Raw genomic sequence first — 17,218 nt, forward strand, 5'->3', positions numbered from 1 at the left:
TTTTAAAAAGTAAAAATGGCCGATCAGTTAAGTTATCTATTTTCTACAAGAACCAGTAAGGATCTTGCAGAAAAAATTGCCCAGCATTATGGGAAAGAATTAGGAAAAATCAACTTTCAGGAGTTCAGCGACGGAGAATTCGAACCTGTTTTAGACGAATCTGTAAGAGGAGGAAGAGTTTTCCTAATCGGATCTACGTTTCCGCCGGCAGACAATCTTTTAGAATTGCTTCTAATGATTGATGCAGCAAAAAGAGCTTCTGCAAAAAGTATTACCGTAGTGCTTCCGTACTTTGGGCTTGCAAGACAAGACAGAAAAGACAAGCCAAGAGCGCCGATTGGTGCTAAATTGGTGGCAAATCTTTTAACTGCTGCAGGTGCAACTAGAGTAATGACGATGGATTTACATGCAGATCAGATTCAAGGATTCTTTGAAATTCCTGTTGATCATTTGTATGCTTCTACCATCTTTGTAGACTACATTAAGAATCTTAAGCTTGATAATCTTACCATTGCTTCTCCGGATATGGGAGGTGCAAAAAGAGCAAAAAACTATGCAGGTCACCTTGGTGCAGACGTAGTAATTGCCTATAAAGAAAGAAAAAAAGCAAACGTTGTAGAAGAAATGTTCCTTATCGGGGATGTTGAAGGTAAAAACGTTATTCTTATTGACGACATGATTGATACTGCAGGAACACTTTGCAAAGCTGCAGATATCTTAATGGAAAAAGGAGCGAAATCTGTAAGAGCAATGGCTACTCACGGAGTGCTTTCTGGGAAGGCTTATGACAATATTGAGAACTCACAATTGTTGGAAGTTATTGTAACTGACTCAATTCCTGTGAAAAATGGTTTGTCATCTAAAATAAAAGTGCTATCTTGCGCCCCATTATTTGCAGATGTTATGAAGATGGTGCACGAGCATCAATCTATTAGCAGTAAGTTCGTTATCTAGTTGATAATTAGCTAAATGCAATTTAAATCGAAACAATTTTTTTAAATTTTTTATAAATGAAATCAATTACAATTCAAGGTACAAAAAGAGAAAGCGTGGGCAAAAAGTCTACAAAAGCTTTACGTGATGCTGAATTAGTTCCTTGTGTTGTTTACGGAGGTGGTGAGCCATTGAATTTCTCTGCTACAGAGAAGTCATTCAAAGGTTTGGTATATACTCCTGAAGCACACACGGTATCTATTGAAGTTGACGGACAGGTAATTCCTGCAGTTCTTCAAGATATTCAGTTCCACCCAATTACAGACAAAATTATTCACGCAGACTTCTACAGATTATCTGACGATAAGCCGGTTATTATGGAAGTTCCTGTAAGAATTACAGGTCGTTCTAAAGGTGTTGTAGCTGGTGGTGTTTTACGTCAGACTTTCAGAAAGTTAAAAGTAAAAGCTATTCCTGCAAACTTGCCAGATGAGATCGTTGTAGATATTACTCCGCTTAAAATTGGTAACAAACTTTATGTAGGAACTATCAAAGCTGAAGGATATTCTTTCATGCACCCAGACAATGCAGTTGTTGTAGCTGTTAAAATGTCTAGAAATGCAGCGAAAGGTGGAGCGGCAGCTCAAGATGATGATGAGGATGAAGAAGTTGCAACTGAAGAAGGAGCAGCTCCAGAAGCGGCTGAAGCTTCAGCAGAATAAGAATTTTCTTACTCTAAATAAATTAACCTGTCATTTTTTGGCAGGTTTTTTTGTTTTAGATAAAAACGATCACTCTATTAATCTGGCAGACTTTTAGATAAAAAATCGTAAATTTGATGCGTTCTAAATAAAGAACCTTTTAATTAAAATTGTAATAATGTTTGACATTCAGGAAATCAGAAGTCAGTTTTCTATATTAAATCAGGAGGTGAACGGTAAACCATTGGTTTATTTAGATAATGCAGCAACGTCTCAGAAACCCAACTCAGTACTTGAGGTTTGGAATCAGTATTATACAGAACTCAACGCTAATGTACATCGCGGAATTCATACATTGAGCCAACTAGCAACCGAAGAAATGGAGCTTTCAAGAAGAAAAATCCAGAAATTTATCAATGCTAAACATGATTTTGAAGTTATTTTTACCAAAGGAACAACCGAAGGTTTAAATCTTATCTCTTATATTTTAACTCAAAAGTTAAAGAAAGATGACGAGATCATTGTCTCTTATCTCGAGCATCATTCGAATATCGTTCCATGGCAATTGCTTTGCGAAAGAACAGGTGCGAAACTTCGCGTCATCCCAATTGATGAAAACGGAATTCTTCAGCTTGATTATTTAGACGAATTTTTAAGCGAAAAAACAAAAGTAGTTTCTGTTAATCAGGTTTCCAATGCTTTGGGAATTGTAAATCCTGTTGAAGAAATTATTGCTAAAACAAGAGCCAATTCAGATGCTTATATCGTGATTGACGGCGCTCAGTCGGCTCCTCATTTTACAATTGATGTGCAGAAATTAGACTGCGATTTCTTTGTATTTTCAGGGCATAAAATGTATGCTCCGATGGGAACGGGAATATTGTACGGAAAACAGGAAATTCTTGAAGATTTGCCACCTTTCCACGGTGGAGGTGAAATGATTGCGGTATGTTCGTTCGATGCAACAACGTATGCTGGTTTGCCTTTTAAATATGAAGCTGGAACGCCAAATGTAGGCGGAAATATTGCTTTAGGTGCTGCTATTGATTTCATTAAAAAAGTAGGACAGGAAAATATCCAAACTCACGAAAATGCTTTGCTGGAATATGCACAAAAACAACTTTTAGAGATTGAAGGTCTAAAAGTATATGGCGAAAAAGCTCACAGAACAGGTGTCGTTTCGTTTAATTTAGAAGGAATTGGCATTTCTTCGGATGTAGGAATGATTCTCGATAAAATGGGAGTTGCGGTAAGAACCGGACATCATTGTACACAACCAATTATGGATTTCTTTAATATTGCAGGAACTGTAAGAGCAAGTTTTGCAGTTTACAATACATTTAATGAGATCGATTTGCTTGTAGAAGGTGTGAAAAAAGCAAAAAGAATGCTTTCTTAATAACTTAACAGACTGTTTCTTTGAAGCAGTCTTTATTTTTTAATACGATGAAATACAAGATTTTTTATGCTTTTGCGCTATTGTTGTTCCCCCTGATTTTTAGCGCAACAACAATTCCTTTTGAATATATTGATGGAAAAATAATCATCAATGTTGATATCAAAAATAAGAAACATAATTTCATATTTGATACCGGTGCTTTAACGATTATTTCTTCTGAACTAAAAGGTTCGTTGAACGAAAAAAAGAGCAACGCCATATTTGAAGGTACAGATGCTAATAATTCTACATCAAGGATGGATCTTTTCTCAACCAACGAGTTGAAAATTGATGATCTGAAATTTAAAAATATAGACTTTTCATTTGCAGATACTAGCTGGATGGATTCTCGTGCGTGCAAGAAAATCAGTGGAATTTTCGGAGCGAATATGATGAACAATAAAGTTTGGCGAATAGATTTTAAACTTAAAAAAATTATTATTTCAGATAAAGTAACAGAGAGTTCTGCTCAATCGATATCAATCCCATTTTCTGAAGAAAATTTCACTCACGTTCCTACAATCAGTGTCAATATAAGAAAGCAAAATTTCAATGTGTTTTTCGATACAGGAGCGGGTTCAGGTTTTACACTAAATTCAAGATCTTATCAATTAGTAAAAGACAATAATTTTTTGATTTTTGAAGGACTTTTATCTCAATCATTAAGCAGCATTAGTAAAGGCGAAAGACAGCTTGATGTGATGGAAGTTGAGGTTGATAATAAAATTTTGGGGAATCAGATTGTTGACACGAGTTCAGATTCACGAAATTTGGTGGGAACAAGATTCATGGAAAATTTTCTCATCGATTTAGATTTCGTCAACAAAAAAGTCATTCTCAATCCAACAGGAAAAACCGCAGAATATAATAGCTTCGGAATTGCTTTTGCTCCTGTAGAGAACCATTTGGTTATCGTTAATAAACTAAAAATTCCTCAGTTGTCAGAATTAAATGTTGCCGATAAAATTATTAAAGTAAATAATATTGATATTTCAAAAATCAATGCTGAAAAATTTTGTGAAGTTAAAAAGCTTATTGATAACAGTTCTGAAATGACTATTCAAAACGAATCTGGAAAAGAATTTAAACTCGAGAAGAAAAATATTTTACAGTATTTAAATTAATTTCAATTTAAAAAACAGCAATTTCATTTTGTAATCAATTTTGTTACATTATAGATTTTAACAATTGTTCAAATTAGCTTTTTAGCGATTTTCTTAAGATTGTTTACGCTAATTTTGTCCGGTAAAATTTTATTCAATCTATGGAATTATTAGATAAATTAAACTGGAGATTTGCTACAAAAGCAATGAACGGGCAAAAAGTGCCACAGGAAAAACTAGATAAAATATTAGAGGCGGCAAGATTGGCGCCTACATCAAGCGGTTTGCAGCCTTTTGAGATCATTGTGATCAGCAATCAGGAAATCAAAGAACAGATCAAACCTCACGCTTGGAATCAGCCTCAAGTTACAGATTGCTCACATCTTTTGGTTTTTGCAGCTTGGGATAATTATACCGAGGAAAGAATCAATAAAATGTTTGATTTAACCAACGATGTAAGAGGTTTTAAAAATGAAGGCTGGGAAAATTACAGACAACAGATTTTGGCAATGTATCCTCCAAGACCAGCTGAAGAAAACTTCACACATGCAGCAAAACAGGCTTATATTTCTTTTGGTGCAGCGATTATAGCAGCAGCTTTCGAAGAGGTAGATTCTACGCCAATGGAAGGGTTTTCACCTGAAGCAGTAGATGAAATTTTAAATTTAAAAGAAAAAGGTTTAAGAAGTGTTCTTCTTTTGCCAATCGGTTACAGAGATACTGAAAACGATTGGTTGGTAAACCTTACCAAAGTGAGAAAATCGAAAGAAGATTTCATCACAGAACTTAATTAACGGCTAATTTTTTTCTTCATAGAAAAATCCCTTTCAAAGGTATTTTTGAAAGGGATTTTATTTTTCTCGTTCTATCTTTTCTGGATTTTGTCTGTTGTCAAAAATCGGCAATTTTAATGAACAGATTATCATTATCAATAGAATAAATGATTTTATAATTTGATTCTACAATATAATGATACTCAATATTCCGGTTTTCCAGCAAAATTCTCTTTGACCTATTTTAGGATTGTAAATTAATTTATCGGGAGCTAAAAGAATTTTAGTGATAATTTTTAATGCAACTTGATAACTCTTAGAAACTTCCTTGTAATAATTGAAAATTTCATCAATCTGTTTTTCAGAAAATTCAGACCAAATAACTTCGTATTTCAATTTGAATATTTTGAAAGTAATTCGGAAGTTGTTTTAAATTTTTTATTTTCAAAATCATCTTCTGACTTTGAAATCCTTTCATTCATTTCTTCAATAGTTAGCTTTTCAAGCTTATTTTCTTCCTCAATATTTTTAGCTTTTTTCAATAACTTTTCAAACTGAGCAATCACTTCCTCGCTTTGAAGCTTAAGAAAGTCTTGTATAAACTCTAATTTTCTTGATTGAATATCCATTTTAGAAATATTTGATAATCAAATGTATAAAAATAATTTTGGAATTGAAAATCCCTCTCAATTAGTTTGAAAGGGATTTTATTTATAATGAATTTTAAATTACGTAAAGTTTGTCATTCCGTAGGAATCTTGACAATGTATTTGCGTAATTTTTAAAGCTAAATTTAGATTCCTCAGGAATGACAAACGTATTGAAAAATCTGTGTCAATCCGTGAAGATCTGTGGGAATAAAATTTAATTATTCGGCTTCCAATCTACCACCGCTCTGATAAACGCTTCCGCATTTTCCAAAGGAATATTTGGTAAAATTCCGTGTCCTAAATTGGCAATATATCGGTCTTTTCCGAAACGGTTTATCATTTCATTCACCATTTTCTTAATTGTTTCAGGTGTAGAATGCAATCTTGCAGGATCAAAATTTCCTTGCAGTGTCATGGTGTGATTCGTCAAAGTTCTTGCAAATTCCGGCTTGATTGTCCAGTCAACTCCCAAAGCTGAAACTGGAGCCATTGTCATTTCTTCCAAAGCAAACCAGCATCCTTTTCCAAAAACTACAACGTGTGTTAATGGGCTTAAAACCTCAACGATCTGGTTGATGTATTGCCAAGAAAATTCCTGGTAATCTTCTGGAGAAAGCATTCCACCCCAAGAATCGAAAACTTGTACTGCAGAAACACCTTTTTCAACTTTTCTTTTCAGATAAGCAATCGTAGTGTCTGTAATTTTCTGAAGTAACAAATGTGCAGCTTCCGGTTGTTGGAAACAGAAAGATTTAGCAATATCAAAAGCCTTACTTCCTTTTCCTTCTACGCAATAGCAAAGAATCGTCCACGGAGAACCCGCAAAACCAATCAATGGAATATCGTTGTCTAATTTGATTAAAGTCAGTTCTATGGCATCAAAAACGTATCCTAAAGTATCGTTCACATCAGGAACAATTATATTCTGTACGTCTTCCATCGTTCTGATCGGATTATCCAACCATGGACCTACATTTTCCTTCATTTTAAAATCAATTCCCATTGCTTGAGGAACCACCAAAATATCAGAAAATAAAATCGCAGCATCCAAAGGATATCTTCTGATGGGCTGAACTGTAATTTCAGAAGCCAGTTCCGGAGTCTGACATCTTGTGAAGAAATCGTATTTGTCGCGAAGTGCAATAAATTCCGGCAAATATCGTCCTGCCTGTCTCATCATCCAAACCGGTGGTCTTTCTACAGTTTCACCACGAAGTGCTTTTAAATATAGGTCGTTTTTAATCATAATTTTAATTGATAATTGACGGTTTTTAGTTGATAGATTATAAAATATCTTTTAGTAATCTATTTTTTATGACCGACAATATGTTTAATAAAGTATTTTCTGTACTCGTAAAAATCTCAGATTTTGTATGTTTTCTTACCTCTTTAGAAGTAGTTTCTCCTATTGAAAAAAGAATAGCATTTTCTAAAGAATTATTTTTCGCAAAACTACGAACTCCGCTCGGGCTAAAAAAAACTATTGCATGATATTTTTCATGTATCACAGGATTAAGTGCTTCGGTCTCATAAACAGTCACTTTTTTGTACGAAATATTCTGCAGCGGAAGTTCCTTGTCTAAAACATCCAATGCTAAATTTCCACAAAAATGAATGAATTTTTCGTGAACGCAGTTTTCAGTAATAAACTGAGATAATGTTTCAGCATTTTTTAAAACCTTAAAGGTTCCGAAACCGTTTTTACGAAGCTCTCTTTTGGTTTTTTCGCCTACACAGTAAATCTTATTGTAGTTTTTTGCAGTAAAATCTTCATTAGGCTGAAATTTGTTTTCAAAAAAAGATTTTACACCGTTGGAACTTGTGAAAATAAGCGATCGGTCTTTCAGGTCAAAACGTTCTACCGAGATCGATTTTGTTTTTATTACCTCAATACAATCGACCGAAATATGATTTCCCAGTTTTTCAGAAATGTATTTAGGATCGATGTTTTTGGTAAATAAAATGTTCATTAAGGTTTGTCTTTTAAATGTAAATCTGCGACTTGCTTTCTTACTTTTGTCATGAAGTCTTTTCCTGGATCTTCTTTTCCTGTGAAATAATTGGGATCAGATTCTTTCCATAATTTAGAATTTCTGAAAACTCCGTATTCTGAATGGCCAATAAGATATTCTATTTTGTATTTTTTGGTTAAATATCTTACCAGTTGTGCGTTGGCTTCCACTTGCTTTTCAGTAAGCGGTTGTTTTTTACTTCCTATATTTTCAACTCCGATGGCGCAATAATTTAAACCAATTGTGTGTCTTGCAAATTGAGTTGGTTCCATCAACTGATAAATAGTTCCGTCCCGGTCTATAATGAATTGCGAAGAAACATTTAAGGTGCTTTGTTTTTTTAAAGTATTTCTTGCGCTTTCAAGATGGGTTTTGTTGAAATATTTGTGGTTGCTTTCTACTGTTCCTCCCGCTGTATAATGCAAAACAATCATTTTCGGAACAATCGTTGGCGTTTTTTGAGTTAAACCGTGATGTTCTTTTAAATATTCTAAACTTAATTGAATTCTTTCCGCAGAATAAATGATCGGTTTATCGACGATTTTTAAGCTTGAATTCTGTGCCGAACTCAAGTTTAAAATAAATAAAAACAAAATGAAAACTACCTTTCTCATCATATATTATTTTGAATATTGGTAATGTCCGGTAATTGTAAATTTAAACAGGCAATCTTCAATAACCTGTCCTGCGCCGATATTATGTACAATTAAATATCTTTTTCCGTCTGCCGATTTTTTGTTAACCACAATTCCGATATGTGTTAAATTTCCTGGAAGAAGCCACGTTACAATATCTCCGGGAGCATATAATTCAGGTTTGGTTTCGATTGATTTAGATTTTCCAAATTTCGCAAAGAAAACCATCAGGTTTGGAACTCTTCTATGATCAATATTCGTGTCTGGTTTTTTCAAACCAAACTTTTTAGGATATTTAGAAAAATTCTTCTTCATATCTTCATGCACTTCTTTTTGCAAATCAATTCCCAGTTTTCGATATGCTCTTATAATTACGTCGGTACAAACTCCTTTGTCTGAAGCTACATCACCATTCGGATACTTGATTGAATAATAAGCGGGATCGTAAGTCACTTTGTCTTTCGTCAAGCTCAAAGCCGCATCGGACAATTTTTGAGCAAATTGAGCTTGTGCTTTTCCAAAAAAAACAAAAAGTAATACAATGAATATTGAAAAGAATTTTTTCATGGGCTTAAAATTTGAATTGAAAAACGAGTCTTGTAAAGTTCAAAAATTAATTTTAAACATGAAGATTCTTTAAGCATAAAGAAATGTTAAGATTCAGAAAATCTTAATTTTGCCTAAAACCTAAAACCTAAAACCTAAAACCTAAAACCTAAAACCTAAAACCTAAAACCTAAAACCTAAAAGCTTAAAGCTGAGTTTTAATTTCAGTCATCAATTCTTTACCTCCGTTTTCTAAAACAATATTGGCAAATTTTTCGCCAAAATTTTCTTCTTCATTATATTCAAAACTTTCGTCGGTGGCGATATAGTTTTTTCCATCCAAAGAGCAAAGAGCAGCCTTGAATCTGATCTGGTTTTCAATTTTTTCAGCAAAAGCTCCAATTGGTGCGGTACAACCTCCTTCAAGAGTACTCAGGAAATTTCTTTCAATCTCTACACAAATTTGAGTTTGCTTATGACTAATTTGTTTCAGAATATCGTTGATTTCTTTTTTGTCGGAATGTCCTGCAACGGCAACCACACCTTGTGAAGGTGCAGGAATCATGAATGGAAGAAATTCGTAATCGATATCCATTTTCATTCTTTTAATTCCGGCCAGAGATAAAATGGTTGCATCAAAATCCTGTTCTTCAAGTTTCTGAAGTCTGGTCTGAATGTTTCCTCTGATGTCAAAAAATTCTGTATCGGGATAATTTTTAGACCAAAAAGCTCTTCTTCTTAAACTGCTTGTCGCCAATTTAAGTTCGTGAAATTCTTTATTCATTGCCGATTTTCTTTTGATCAAAACATCTTGTGGATGGTCTCTTTCAAGATAAGCGACGATTTCTATATTTTCGGGTAATTTTGTGGGTACATCTTTTAGGGAATGCACGGCAATATCAATTTCGTCATTCAGCAATGCGATGTCTAAATCTCTTGTAAAAACCCCTGTAATTCCTAAAGAATAAAGAGGCTGATTAAGATTTTTGTCGCCTGAAGAAACGATTGGGACAATCTCGGTAAGATAATTAAGGTTTTGCAAATGTCTTGCAACTTCTCTAGCCTGCCAAAGTGCAAGTGCAGAATTTCGGGTTCCTATTCTAATGCTTTTCATTGAATTCGTTATTGGGTTGTTCGACTAAAATTTCGTGCATTAATTTACTAATTTCCTCCGCTTTTAAAGGGTTGTCGATGATATATTTTGCAAAACGGTTGGTTATTTTCTGAATCATCTTCTCAGAAAGCTCCATGTCGTTGATATTGATGTACTTATTTTTTCTGTAAAAATTGTGCATTTCGTTACGCTCCATGTTTTTCAACACTGCTTTGAAATGATGAATATTGGGCGCCAGTTTTCTCTTTTTTTCCCATTCCAGAAAATCTTTGGTCATTTCTTTAATGATAACCTCGGCTTTCGGGATCTCTTTTTCTCTTTGTTGAATAGTTTCCTGAATTTGTTTTGAAAGTTCATCAACATCGATCAAAGTAACATTATCGAGTTCTGAAACATTTTTATCAACATTATGAGGAATAGAAAGATCAATAATCAGAATTTCTTTTCCGTTTTTTAAATGAGATTTGTTGATGATCGGATTTTTTGCTCCTGTAGCAACAATTAAAATGTCGGTGTTTTCTAATTCCTTTTCAAAATCATTATAATCAATATTGGGAATATTGTATTTCTCAGAAATTTTTGCTGCTTTTTCCTGAGTTCGGTTAGCGATTTTTATTTTAGGCTGATAAACGTGTTTTACCAAATTTTCAACCGTATTCTGACCGATTTCACCAACTCCGAGAAGAAGAATATTTTTTTCGGTAATTCTTTTCTGATTGTTTAAAATATAATGTACTGCCGCATATGATACAGAAGCGGCTCCGTTTGAAATTCCGGTTTCGTTTTTTATTCTTTTAGAAATCTGAATTGCAGAATTAATCGATCTTTCTAAAAAAGGATTCGAGTTTTGTCTTTCTTTTTTAAAACGGGCATATGCTTTTTTGATCTGTCCGATGATTTCAAAATCACCGATAATCTGACTTTCCAGTCCGGCTGCAACTCTGAATAAGTGATTTAAAGCTTCTTCTTTTGTCGCAATATTGGCAAATTGAAGAAAATCCGAAAGGTTTACGCCAATTGTTTTGCAATATTCTTCGGCTACAAAAAGATAATTGGAAGTCGTGGTATAAATTTCCGTTCTGTTGCATGTGGAAACCACAAATGCGTCCCCTAAATTTTCGTCGTGAATTCGGGCAACAAAGTTTTTAATATTGTCATCAAAAAATGCAAATTTCCCCCTTGTTTCTACATCGGCCTTTTCGTAACTGATGGATAATACGGCAAAATTTGACGTCTGATGTATATTGGAATACTGTATCATAAGCAGTCGCAAATTTAAGCAAATTTTACTTAAAGATTCTCTGATTGTTTGTATGATAATTATCGTAAAAAGCTATAAATTAAATATCTAAGATTTTATGACTTTTCTTAAAACTTACAAAAACAATTAATTAAGAAAAAATTTCAATTTTAATAAAATTTTAACCAAATTATATAAAACTTTGTAATCGTTACTATTGTATAATTTATATCTTTGTAAACTTAAATCAAGGAGAAAATTATGAGTTTATTCGATATGTTTACGCAAGAAATTGCGATAGACCTTGGAACTGCCAACACGCTTATCATCCATAATAATAAAATTGTTATTGATCAACCTTCTATTGTTGCAATAGAACGTTCTACGGGAAAGCCGATTGCTGTTGGAGAACAGGCAAAACATATGCAGGGTAAAACTCATGAAGATATAAAAACTATCCGTCCATTGAAAGATGGAGTTATTGCAGATTTCCACGCTTCAGAGCACATGATCAAAGAATTTATCAAAAAAATTCCGGGAATCAAAGGAAGATTTATTCAGCCTGCTTTAAGAATTGTGATCTGTATTCCTTCAGGAATTACAGAAGTTGAAAAAAGAGCGGTAAGAGATTCTGCTCAGAAAGTAAACGCAAAAGAAGTACGTTTGATTTATGAGCCAATGGCTGCTGCAATAGGAGTTGGTATCGATGTACAGAAACCAGAAGGTAATATGATTATCGACATAGGTGGTGGTACTACCGAAATCGCTGTTGTTGCTTTGGGAGGTATTGTTTGTGATAAATCTGTAAAAATTGCAGGTGATGTATTTACTAACGATATTGCTTATTTTTTAAGAACGCATCATAACTTATACATCGGAGAAAGAACTGCTGAAAGAGTGAAAATTGAAGTAGGTTCTGCAGTTGAAGATTTAGATGTAGATATCGACGATATTCCAGTACAAGGTAGAGATCTTATTACCGGTAAACCAAAAGAAATTATGGTTGGGTATAAAGAAATCGCTCGTGCTTTGGATAAATCAATTATCAGAATTGAAGATTCTGTAATGGAAACTCTTTCTCTTACGCCGCCGGAATTGGCTGCAGATATTTACAAAACAGGTATTTATCTTGCGGGTGGTGGTGCCTTGTTGAGAGGTCTTGCAGACAGATTACACAAGAAAACGGGGCTTCCGGTTTTCGTGGCAGAAGATCCTTTGAGAGCTGTTGTTCGCGGAACGGGTATTGCACTTAAGAATATGGATAAATTCAATTTCTTAATTAAATAAATTTTTTAACTCTTTACGACTTTTTATCTAAATGGGATTTTTGCTGAGATTATTTTCGAAGAATGCTCTTTTTGTATTCTTTATTTTCCTGCAAATTATTGCTCTCATTTTGATATTCTCTAAGAATGCTATGCAGCAATCTTGGCTTGCAGGTCAGACTGCGGCTTTCAATTCCTGGGTTTCAGGATATATTGATGAAGGTGTTTCTTATTTAAAACTGAAACAGACCAATGAAGATCTTGTTGCTCAAAATAAGGCTTTAATGGTTGAGCTTTATGGAAAACAAGGCGCTGCAAATCCTCAATTCAGAAAAGTACACGATACTTTGGGAGGCGGGCAAATCTATACTTTTGTAGATGGCGAAATTGTTTTCAACAGCATTAACAGAAGAAACAATTATTTTACAATTAACCGTGGCACAAGAGACGGTGTTTATCCTCAAATGGGCGTAATGGCTCCAAAAGGAATTGCCGGAATTGTTATTAATTCTACCGACAGTTATGCTTTAGTGCAATCTGTTTTGAGTGTAAATAAAATCAGGATTAATGCTTCACTGAAAAACTCAGGATATTTCGGAACTTTAACGTGGAAAGGAGATAATTCCCGATTGATGCATTTGGCAGATGTGCCAAAATATGTTTCCCTGAAAATTGGTGACACGATAGAAACCGACGGAAAATCAGCGATTTTTCCTAAAGGGGTTATGATTGGTAAAATTGCGGGCTACACCGTAGATAATAAAACAGGATTTTGGGATATTTCAGTAGAATTAAGTGAGAAAATGGGAGCTTTGAATAAAGTTTACGTTGTCAAAAATCTTAAAAAAGCTGAGGTTCAGAAAATTCAGGATACCATGCAAGCTGTAATAAAAAAAGAAAATGATTAGCAGAACCGTATTTACAGATCTTTTGATCATGGCTTTTCTGGTTGCATTACAGATTTTTGTATTGAACAGGATTACGCTGTTCGGTAAATTCACTCCGGTTTTATATCCGGTTTTTGTTATGTTTTATCCTTTTTTCAGAAATAAATTTCAGTTTTTAGCTTTAAGTTTCTTAATCGGTTTGTCAATTGATGCCTTTTTATATTCTTGGGGAATCAATGCTTTGGCGACTACAATGATTGCTTATTTCCGTACGTTGATTTTCCGTACGTCTACAGATACTTCTACAGATTTCTTTTCATTTCAGTCTTTGCAATGGACGCAGTTTTTATTGTTTCTGTTTTCAAGTATCTTCCTGCATCAGCTTTTGGTGCAGTATATCGAGTTCTTTAAATTCAGCAGAATTTTTGAAATCTTACTTAATGTGTTGGTAACTAGTGGAATTTCCTTTATATTTATCATAGTTTACGCATTAATCTTTAAAATCAAACAGAAAGTTTGAACACACGCCATATAAAAATCTTAACGATTCTCGTTGTCATTGCTCTTATTTTTGTAGCAAGGCTTTCTTATTTACAGCTGTTTACAGATCGTTATGCACTGAATGCAGCCAATACTTCCATCAAAACCGAATATGTAATTCCACAACGTGGAGTTATTTTCGACAGAAACGGGAAAATTATGGTGGGAAACCAGCCTGCTTATGAAATTTCTTTTACTCAGGCTTTGATGAAACCCGATTTTGATACTTTGGCTTTCTGTAGTTTAATGAAAATTGAGAAAGGAGATTTCATTAAAAGAATCAATTTAATTAAAGCTGAAAAATACTATTCCAAACTCACGCCGATGACTTTTATTAAAGATCTGAGCAGAGAAGAAATAGCAAGAGTTCAGGAAATTATATTTAAATATCCGGCTTTCAGTATCGTTCAGCGTCCGCAAAGACAATACGAAGTTTCTACTTCCGGAAATCTTTTGGGATATACAAGTGAAGTCAACGATAGGGAAATTAAAAAAGATTCTACTTATTACCTTCCGGGTGACCTTATCGGTAAAACTGGTGTTGAAAAATCTTATGAGAAAGAACTTCGTGGAATAAAAGGAATTAAATATATCCAAAAAGATATCAAGCTCAGAAATGTTGGACCCTACAAAAACGGATCTTTAGACAGAGATGTTATTACTGGAAAAGACATTACTTTGACGATTGATTATGATCTTCAGAGAATGGCTGAAGAAATGCTGGTGAACAAACATGGTGCAGTTGTGGCTTTAGATCCAAATAATGGTGAAGTTTTGGTTGCAGCAACCGGACCGGATATTGATCCAAATCTTTTTACAGGACCAAACAAATCTAAAAATCTTTACGCCCTTTCGAAAGATACTATTTACGAAAACAAACCGACTTTCGACCGTTCTTTACAGGCGGGTTATCCTCCCGGATCTACTTTCAAATTGTTGACGGCTTTGGCAGCGATGCAAATGGGTGTGATGGATGAAAAGACAATTTTCCCATGCGGTGGCGGATTTTTCTACAAAGGAAAAAGAATTAAAGGTCACGGTGGAGCAGATCCTTTGATTCCTTCAATTCAGGTTTCTAGTAATTGTTTCTTTACTTACGCATTTATTGCAATCATTAAAAAATATCCTGGAAATCCATCAAAAGGTGTTGACGAATGGAAAAAAATCATGAGCAGCTTTGGTGTTGGTGAATTTTTAAATAATGATTTTGCAGTAGGGGCAAAAGGAAGAATTCCTTCGGGGGATTTTTATGAAAGAAGATTTAAAGCCATCATCAAAGCAAATGGTTCTACAAGACAAGATTACAAGAATTGGGATGAAATGTCAACCGGAGCAATTTACAACGGAATGGGGCAGGGTGATGTAATGGTAACGCCTTTACAGCTTGCTAATTATGTTGCAGCAATTGCCAATAGAGGGTGGTATTTTACGCCACACATTGTAAAATCGATTGATGGTAGACCTAATCCCGATCCGAGATTCAAAAAGAAACATCATACTTTAGTTGATCCAAAACATTTCGAACCTGTTTTAAAAGGAATGGAAGCGGTAGTTTTAAGAGGAACTGCAAGAGGTTTGATGTCTAAAGATTTTACTCAGTTGGCAAAAACCGGAACTGCACAGGTTCCGCAAGGAAAAGATAATTCAATTTTCGTTTTAATTGCTCCTGCAGATAAACCAAAAATTGTGGTAGTTGCTGTAATGGAACATGCCGGATTTGGAGCAACTTGGGCAGGTCCCGCTTGTACGGTAATTGCCGAAAAATATATTACTGGAGATCTTAAACGTGAACATCTTTACAAAAAAATGATTACGTCAAGCTTTATGCCTGAATATAAAAGGCAATGGATTGTCGATCTGAAAAGAAAAGGTCTGTATAAAGAACCAAAGCCAGATTCTATAAAGCTTAAAAGAATACAGGATAGTTTGAATCTTGTGAAAAAAGCAAAAGAAAAGTTGCAAAAAGCCCAAAATGTTAAATCCCAAAAAACCGTAAAACCATGAAGTGGACAGAAGGAATAGATAAATTAGGTCTTGGGTTGTATTTTTTGCTTTGCTTATTTGCGATAGCCAATATTTACAGTGTAGACGAAGGTTTGGGTAAAAAACAATTGATCTTTTTCGGAATTTCAATTTTTGTAGGCTTAATTATTTTCTTCAGCAGAAGTAAGTTTTTCGAGAACATGTCGGGGATTATTTATATTGGCGGAGTTTTGATGCTTGCTGGTCTTCATGTTTTCGGAACAGAAATTCTCGGACAGAAAAACTGGTATAAATTCGGAAGTTTCACGATGCAGCCCGTAGAGTTTTCAAAAATAGGAACAGCTTTAATGTTGGCAAATTATGTCTCCGGAGCAGACTTTGATCTTAAAAATACAAAATCATTATTAACAGCGTTGGCAATCATTGGTATTCCTGCGGTTGTTGTACTGTCAATTCCCGATGTTGGATCATTGCTTGTATTTACTGCATTTTTTATTGCGTTATACAGAGAAGGTCTTTCTGGGAAATTATTTTTGATTGGTGGACTTTTTGGGGCGGTATTTCTTATTGCGAATTACCTTAATGATCCATTGAAATGGAGCTTGTGGTATTTCACGGTGTTTATTATTGTAATTGGTCTTTTATGGTTTTTATTTAATGCAGCTCTGCTTCGTAAAAATATTTACACCCTTTTACCGGGAGTAGGAGTGATTCTGTTATTGGCGGCATTGTCATTTATTTCGCCTGTTATTTTTGAAAAATTACCAAAACACCAACAGGAACGTGTCGAGGTTTTGTATAAAGGAGAAAGAGAATTCCGGGACACTTCAGGATATAATTTATTATATTCAAAAACAGCGATTGGTTCCGGAGGAATGTTTGGTAAAGGATTCCGTGAAGGTTCTGTAACCCAGGGAAAGTTTGTTCCTGAGCAGGAAACCGATTATATTTTCTGTACCGTTGGAGAAGAATGGGGTTTTGTAGGAAGCGCAGTTCTTGTTTTTGCTTATATGATTTTTATCGGGCGGATCTATTATCTTGCAGAAAAGCAGAAATCCATATTTAACCGGGTTTTCGGGTATTGTTTTGCTTCCATCCTGTTGATGCACTTTTCGATTAATTTAGGCATGGTTATGGGCTTGTTTCCAACCGTTGGAATTCCGTTGCCATACTTCAGTTACGGTGGAAGTTCGTTGCTTGCCTTTTCTATGATGACCTTTATTTTCTTTAAACTCAATTACGCAGACAAAAACAGTTTGGTTTAGAGCTGGAAGTCAGGAGCGGGATGATGGAAGTTTACAATCATTCTTTAAACATTATATTTAAAATCTGCTCAATCTGCAAAATCAGCGAGATAAAATTTCTATTAATTTTCCATTAAATAAAATCATAAAAGTT

At 34.4% G+C, this 17,218-nt stretch carries 18 protein-coding genes; 10 read left to right on the forward strand and 8 right to left on the reverse strand.

The genetic code is table 11. From position 1 onward, the window contains the following. Positions 1 to 15: 15 nt before the first annotated feature. The 5 genes from BUR17_RS12510 (at position 16) to BUR17_RS12530 (ending at position 4,969) form a co-directional block, all read left to right on the forward strand. Complete coding sequence (locus tag BUR17_RS12510) at positions 16 to 954, forward strand: ribose-phosphate pyrophosphokinase (RefSeq protein WP_074230699.1); 939 nt, start codon at positions 16 to 18, stop codon at positions 952 to 954. A gap of 56 nt (positions 955 to 1,010) precedes the next feature. Further along, a complete protein-coding gene (locus BUR17_RS12515; protein WP_074230700.1) occupies positions 1,011 to 1,655 on the forward strand; it encodes a 50S ribosomal protein L25/general stress protein Ctc in 645 nt (214 codons plus the stop codon). A gap of 157 nt (positions 1,656 to 1,812) precedes the next feature. Beyond that, positions 1,813 to 3,033, forward strand: coding sequence for an aminotransferase class V-fold PLP-dependent enzyme (locus BUR17_RS12520; RefSeq protein WP_074230701.1), 1,221 nt, complete (start codon positions 1,813 to 1,815; stop codon positions 3,031 to 3,033). Between the two features lie 47 nt (positions 3,034 to 3,080). Continuing rightward, complete coding sequence (locus BUR17_RS12525) at positions 3,081 to 4,196, forward strand: aspartyl protease family protein (RefSeq protein ID WP_074230702.1); 1,116 nt, start codon at positions 3,081 to 3,083, stop codon at positions 4,194 to 4,196. Between the two features lie 140 nt (positions 4,197 to 4,336). Beyond that, positions 4,337 to 4,969 carry an NAD(P)H-dependent oxidoreductase gene (locus tag BUR17_RS12530; protein ID WP_066678884.1) on the forward strand — a complete coding sequence of 211 codons (633 nt, stop codon included), beginning with the start codon at positions 4,337 to 4,339 and terminating at the stop codon, positions 4,967 to 4,969. A 165-nt stretch (positions 4,970 to 5,134) separates the two neighbouring features. Here the strand turns inward: BUR17_RS12530 and BUR17_RS12535 are convergent, their stop codons facing one another. The 8 genes from BUR17_RS12535 to hemA all read right to left on the reverse strand — a co-directional run bounded on the left by BUR17_RS12535 (position 5,135) and on the right by hemA (position 11,166). Further along, a complete protein-coding gene (locus tag BUR17_RS12535; protein ID WP_228418720.1) occupies positions 5,135 to 5,344 on the reverse strand; it encodes a hypothetical protein in 210 nt (69 codons plus the stop codon). After that, complete coding sequence (locus tag BUR17_RS12540) at positions 5,341 to 5,577, reverse strand: hypothetical protein (RefSeq protein WP_074230703.1); 237 nt, start codon at positions 5,575 to 5,577, stop codon at positions 5,341 to 5,343. The genes BUR17_RS12535 and BUR17_RS12540 overlap by 4 nt, the downstream gene beginning before the upstream one ends. A gap of 235 nt (positions 5,578 to 5,812) precedes the next feature. After that, the gene (gene hemE / locus BUR17_RS12545) at positions 5,813 to 6,844 is read right to left on the reverse strand and encodes a uroporphyrinogen decarboxylase (protein ID WP_074230704.1); all 1,032 of its coding nucleotides are present in this window, start codon (positions 6,842 to 6,844) and stop codon (positions 5,813 to 5,815) included. 37 nt (positions 6,845 to 6,881) lie between these two features. Then, positions 6,882 to 7,568, reverse strand: coding sequence for a uroporphyrinogen-III synthase (locus BUR17_RS12550; protein ID WP_074230705.1), 687 nt, complete (start codon positions 7,566 to 7,568; stop codon positions 6,882 to 6,884). Then, positions 7,568 to 8,224 (reverse strand): peptidoglycan recognition protein family protein, encoded by a 657-nt coding sequence (locus BUR17_RS12555; protein ID WP_074231215.1) that lies wholly within the window; start codon positions 8,222 to 8,224, stop codon positions 7,568 to 7,570. Before BUR17_RS12555 ends, BUR17_RS12550 begins: the two co-directional genes overlap by 1 nt. Before the next feature lie 6 nt (positions 8,225 to 8,230). Further along, the gene (locus tag BUR17_RS12560; protein ID WP_074230706.1) at positions 8,231 to 8,812 is read right to left on the reverse strand and encodes a DUF1287 domain-containing protein; all 582 of its coding nucleotides are present in this window, start codon (positions 8,810 to 8,812) and stop codon (positions 8,231 to 8,233) included. Positions 8,813 to 8,996: 184 nt separating this feature from the next. Continuing rightward, a complete protein-coding gene (gene hemC / locus BUR17_RS12565) occupies positions 8,997 to 9,905 on the reverse strand; it encodes a hydroxymethylbilane synthase (RefSeq protein ID WP_074230707.1) in 909 nt (302 codons plus the stop codon). Next, positions 9,892 to 11,166: a glutamyl-tRNA reductase gene (hemA, locus tag BUR17_RS12570; RefSeq protein WP_074230708.1), complete on the reverse strand. Its 1,275-nt coding sequence runs from the start codon at positions 11,164 to 11,166 to the stop codon at positions 9,892 to 9,894. Before hemA ends, hemC begins: the two co-directional genes overlap by 14 nt. Positions 11,167 to 11,406: 240 nt before the next feature. On the opposite strand from hemA, the gene BUR17_RS12575 reads away from it, so the two are divergent. From BUR17_RS12575 to rodA, 5 genes are read left to right on the forward strand one after another with little or no spacing between them, the layout of a single operon-like run. After that, on the forward strand, positions 11,407 to 12,432 hold the full coding sequence (locus BUR17_RS12575; protein WP_066678895.1) for a rod shape-determining protein: 1,026 nt from the start codon (positions 11,407 to 11,409) through the stop codon (positions 12,430 to 12,432). A gap of 31 nt (positions 12,433 to 12,463) precedes the next feature. After that, positions 12,464 to 13,318: a rod shape-determining protein MreC gene (gene mreC, locus BUR17_RS12580; protein ID WP_074230709.1), complete on the forward strand. Its 855-nt coding sequence runs from the start codon at positions 12,464 to 12,466 to the stop codon at positions 13,316 to 13,318. Then, positions 13,311 to 13,817 (forward strand): rod shape-determining protein MreD, encoded by a 507-nt coding sequence (locus tag BUR17_RS12585; RefSeq protein ID WP_074230710.1) that lies wholly within the window; start codon positions 13,311 to 13,313, stop codon positions 13,815 to 13,817. Before mreC ends, BUR17_RS12585 begins: the two co-directional genes overlap by 8 nt. Then, entirely contained in the window at positions 13,814 to 15,841 is a 2,028-nt protein-coding gene (locus BUR17_RS12590) for a peptidoglycan D,D-transpeptidase FtsI family protein (RefSeq protein WP_074230711.1), read from the forward strand. Before BUR17_RS12585 ends, BUR17_RS12590 begins: the two co-directional genes overlap by 4 nt. Then, the gene (gene rodA, locus BUR17_RS12595) at positions 15,838 to 17,085 is read left to right on the forward strand and encodes a rod shape-determining protein RodA (protein WP_074230712.1); all 1,248 of its coding nucleotides are present in this window, start codon (positions 15,838 to 15,840) and stop codon (positions 17,083 to 17,085) included. The genes BUR17_RS12590 and rodA overlap by 4 nt, the downstream gene beginning before the upstream one ends. Positions 17,086 to 17,218: the final 133 nt, after the last annotated feature.

Origin of the sequence: Chryseobacterium scophthalmum, from assembly GCF_900143185.1 — a bacterium.
Classification (GTDB): domain Bacteria; phylum Bacteroidota; class Bacteroidia; order Flavobacteriales; family Weeksellaceae; genus Chryseobacterium; species Chryseobacterium scophthalmum.

Excerpts from the sequence above, each read along its gene's own strand:
- BUR17_RS12510 (WP_074230699.1), top strand. The coding sequence starts at position 16 with ATGGCCGATCAGTTAAGTTATCTATTTTCTACAAGAACCAGTAAGGAT.
- BUR17_RS12515 (WP_074230700.1), top strand. The coding sequence starts at position 1,011 with ATGAAATCAATTACAATTCAAGGTACAAAAAGAGAAAGCGTGGGCAAA.
- BUR17_RS12520 (WP_074230701.1), top strand. The coding sequence starts at position 1,813 with ATGTTTGACATTCAGGAAATCAGAAGTCAGTTTTCTATATTAAATCAG.
- BUR17_RS12525 (WP_074230702.1), top strand. The coding sequence starts at position 3,081 with ATGAAATACAAGATTTTTTATGCTTTTGCGCTATTGTTGTTCCCCCTG.
- BUR17_RS12530 (WP_066678884.1), top strand. The coding sequence starts at position 4,337 with ATGGAATTATTAGATAAATTAAACTGGAGATTTGCTACAAAAGCAATG.
- BUR17_RS12540 (WP_074230703.1), bottom strand. The coding sequence starts at position 5,577 with ATGGATATTCAATCAAGAAAATTAGAGTTTATACAAGACTTTCTTAAG.
- hemE (WP_074230704.1), bottom strand. The coding sequence starts at position 6,844 with ATGATTAAAAACGACCTATATTTAAAAGCACTTCGTGGTGAAACTGTA.
- BUR17_RS12550 (WP_074230705.1), bottom strand. The coding sequence starts at position 7,568 with ATGAACATTTTATTTACCAAAAACATCGATCCTAAATACATTTCTGAA.
- BUR17_RS12555 (WP_074231215.1), bottom strand. The coding sequence starts at position 8,224 with ATGAGAAAGGTAGTTTTCATTTTGTTTTTATTTATTTTAAACTTGAGT.
- BUR17_RS12560 (WP_074230706.1), bottom strand. The coding sequence starts at position 8,812 with ATGAAAAAATTCTTTTCAATATTCATTGTATTACTTTTTGTTTTTTTT.
- hemC (WP_074230707.1), bottom strand. The coding sequence starts at position 9,905 with ATGAAAAGCATTAGAATAGGAACCCGAAATTCTGCACTTGCACTTTGG.
- hemA (WP_074230708.1), bottom strand. The coding sequence starts at position 11,166 with ATGATACAGTATTCCAATATACATCAGACGTCAAATTTTGCCGTATTA.
- BUR17_RS12575 (WP_066678895.1), top strand. The coding sequence starts at position 11,407 with ATGAGTTTATTCGATATGTTTACGCAAGAAATTGCGATAGACCTTGGA.
- mreC (WP_074230709.1), top strand. The coding sequence starts at position 12,464 with ATGGGATTTTTGCTGAGATTATTTTCGAAGAATGCTCTTTTTGTATTC.
- BUR17_RS12585 (WP_074230710.1), top strand. The coding sequence starts at position 13,311 with ATGATTAGCAGAACCGTATTTACAGATCTTTTGATCATGGCTTTTCTG.
- rodA (WP_074230712.1), top strand. The coding sequence starts at position 15,838 with ATGAAGTGGACAGAAGGAATAGATAAATTAGGTCTTGGGTTGTATTTT.